The following is a 3,357-nucleotide window of genomic DNA, read 5'->3' on the forward strand; positions in this document are numbered from 1 at the left end:
ATAGATGGAAATATAAATACAATAATAACAACTGTAGGAGTTGGATTATTTCCATATGGAGTAGGGGTGGATTCATTCACAAATCAAATTTATGTGACAAATAATAACTCAAATAATGTATCGGTGATAGATGGAAATACGAACACGGTAATAGGAACTGTAGAAGTCGGATCAAGTCCATATGGAATAGGAGTGCGCCCATAACGTTTTGAAAAACGGGCTGCGTTGGTATTTACATAAGAGTAGGAAATTATTTTCTCACTCTTATGTAAAATTTATTAGCTTTTTTAGGAACAATATTATATAACTTATATAAAACAAATATCATTACTTTTTCGTAGGCCTACTTAAAAATCTTAAAATGAACCATTATATAAGTCCTATTCTAAATCGAATATTTATACCCGCTATTTGTGTAAACCACCATATCCTGAATACATACTCGTTAAATATTAGAGCGACGACATCTGGAATAAGAATACATTAAAAATACTTAAGCGTCGCGCTTGAAATGGATTTGGATATTATTTTATTAACGATACGTTGAGACCTGGGGTCCAGTCTTAATTTTCGTGATTTGGTGGAAATGATAGAAGAGCATGCCTTCTACTTAGCCCAAACAATGATTATGCGTTAAATTCATGAATATGATAATTTAATTCTCAAACTTTGAAGAAAAGAAATAGACATGTGTATGTATATATCTTGAAAACTCAATCAGAATATATATCAAAGTCAAAGACACATTACGTTACCTGCTTTGTGGAATTGATAAGGAAGGTACAAATTTGGTCTTCAAATTTGGAAAAAACGAGATTATCTAGATACTGATACTTTTATGAAAAATATCGTAAAATTGTAGCCAATAGTCGATAAGTTATGTTTTATTTTTATACAATTAAGAATTCTTTAAATTAAATAGATCCCAAGTTAGATGCTCTTTATAAAATAACAAATTGATAAGCATGCTGTAAGATATGTTGAACTGTATTTTTTTCGAAGGGTACACAACGTCCTTTTATTTTTTTAATTTGATTAACATGATATTCTGGTTCAATATAAGTGAGGAAAGCTAGATTAGAGTTGTTTTGTGTAATAAAGTAAAACAATACTCTTTCTCCTGTCCAGGCTAACTGATAAATCTGTTGGTATTTTTGTATCGCATTATCATTTTTTATACAAAAAACTGTATTCATAGATTCTCCTCTTAAATGTTTATACTTTAAATGAATACTATTAAGCAATTCATCACTAATATCTGTAATAACAAAATCATCTTCTAATTTTTGAGCTTCAAAATACATGTTTGGTTTAATCTGTTCATATTCTTGAAATAACAATTCTAACTGTACACGGAAAAATCGTTTTATTTTCATATATCGCACAAGCTCCTCATCTGTAAGTACTTGAAATCACCTTTTCAAAAAATAAAAAGACAAGAATTATTATAAAATTCCTATTAAAATAATTAAGCTGTTTATCAAACAATAAGATCCAAATGTTGCTTTAATAACAAGTAGTATTTACTTTACTTTACTACCGCTTAAAAACATCCAATAAACACACAGTATCCTGAGTGGTATTATCTGAATAACAGCACATAAATCATGTCAATTCTTTTTTAGTTCCACTTTGAAAATGGTTTTTAAAACCATAATAAAGAGTTAGATACTACTTTAAAATTTCCTTCTAAAAGATTATAAAAAATATAATTTTAAATCTTTAAGGTATTATTTTTTAGTGATAATTTAACCATTCGTTATTAATATAAATAAATCTATATATTAACTTAATAAATAAAATACATTTATTATTATATTTTTTTAGGGTAAGAAAAATTTCCAACCATATATTTTTTTGCTTTAATAACCAATAAGTATATGATTGTTTTACATTATTAATTTCGTATATTTTATTAATAGGTAGAAGGAATGCTGGAAAAAGTTATGTTTCTAAAAATCAAAATATGAGCAAGGATATTAAAAAAACAGGGGATGGCAAATCCTATATAAAATAGTTTAAAGGAAAATAATTCAAAAATTATTATCTTAGTAGCCGTTATTTTTCTTTAAGTAATCGAGATATATCTAAAAGAAATATAAATCTGGTGTATCAATTCATCAGACAACTAGTGGAAGTGGAGTTCATGTATATGAAATTTAATCTGTTAAATTTATAACGACAAAATAAAAGTGTACATGTACCTTAGACGAGAGATGAGAAGAGTTTTGGTTTGAATTTAGAATGATTTATCTTCAAAATCAACGAATGATGTTCAGGTTCAAATTTTAAAGAAATTAACAGCTAAATGAATTCAATGCTACCTTAAGTAAACAAAGGATTTAGGAGACGAGAATGAAACGAATATAACAGTAAAGGACAATAGATGTATTTATGTCGTACTGTTGATTTCACATGAAACTCGTGTAATTAGAGTTGACAAAAATCTATCATGTCCAATTGTTATCAAGAAATTGAAGAAAGAAGATGCCGGTAAGCATCAAATTCAGAACAAAAGAATTGTAAAACAACGTAGTAGAACAAAATCATCAGTTGGTTAAGAAAAGTATATGTTCTATGTTAGGATTGTACTTATATCAAACGGTTGTGTCGATTTTAATCCTGTACAAGCAATGTACGGAATTAAAGTAGACCAAATTTATCTAAAAAAACAGTTCGTGCAAAAACAGAATTTCTGCATTTATCAACTGTTGCGATTAACAGCATAAAAAAAGATTCCGATAGGAAACGGATTTCTTTGCAACTTATCATTTTTCACACTAAAATCCCCAGCATTTACAAATATAAAACTTTCTTTAGCTAATTATTAATAATTTAATGGATAGTTTTCAAAAATTCGTATTCCATGTTAAATATTCTTCTAAAATCTACATTATTTACTATAATACACGAAAATTTGACGGAATAGGTATATGCAACATGTGTCAATATGTATGGCAGTGTATCAACACATGTTGCAATGTATATGTATGCCATATTCCCAAAAAATAGGACAATTATTTTGTTTTATTTCTTTTACCACATATATATGGTGTTAAAATCCAAAAAAGAACAGTAATATAGTTTATTTAACCAAAAAATCCTGAGCCTGAGTACTGAACCTTTGCCTTCCTTGCGGACCTTCTTTATTACCGATATGATGTTTTTAGTGTACAATTATACAACAAGTTTATTCTGAATTTCAGATACAACATGATTACTTACAGAAAAAGTATTAGACAACGGTTAGCTAATATCTTTGTGAACTACCCCCCACTTAACGTCCTAACGGAATGTTTGAAGTGGGGGCTTCTCGGTTAATCATGACTTTTGATAGCTAACGAATTTGTCCTTAGA

General features: G+C 28.0%; 1 protein-coding gene and 1 pseudogene. One reads left to right on the forward strand and one right to left on the reverse strand.

Annotated features, from left to right (window positions below; genetic code table 11):
- A pseudogene (locus F3I02_RS26980) lies at nt 1-204 on the forward strand (YVTN family beta-propeller repeat-containing protein); the annotation flags it as partial.
- A gap of 737 nt (nt 205-941) precedes the next feature.
- Here the strand turns inward: F3I02_RS26980 and F3I02_RS26985 are convergent.
- Nucleotides 942-1,376 carry a hypothetical protein gene (locus F3I02_RS26985; RefSeq protein ID WP_196478603.1) on the reverse strand — a complete coding sequence of 145 codons (435 nt, stop codon included), beginning with the start codon at nt 1,374-1,376 and terminating at the stop codon, nt 942-944.
- Between the last annotated feature and the right edge of the window lie 1,981 nt (nt 1,377-3,357).

The sequence above is a fragment of the Bacillus sp. SRB3LM genome (genome assembly GCF_015712745.1).
Classification (GTDB): Bacteria; Bacillota; Bacilli; order Bacillales; family Bacillaceae_G; genus Bacillus_A; species Bacillus_A thuringiensis_K.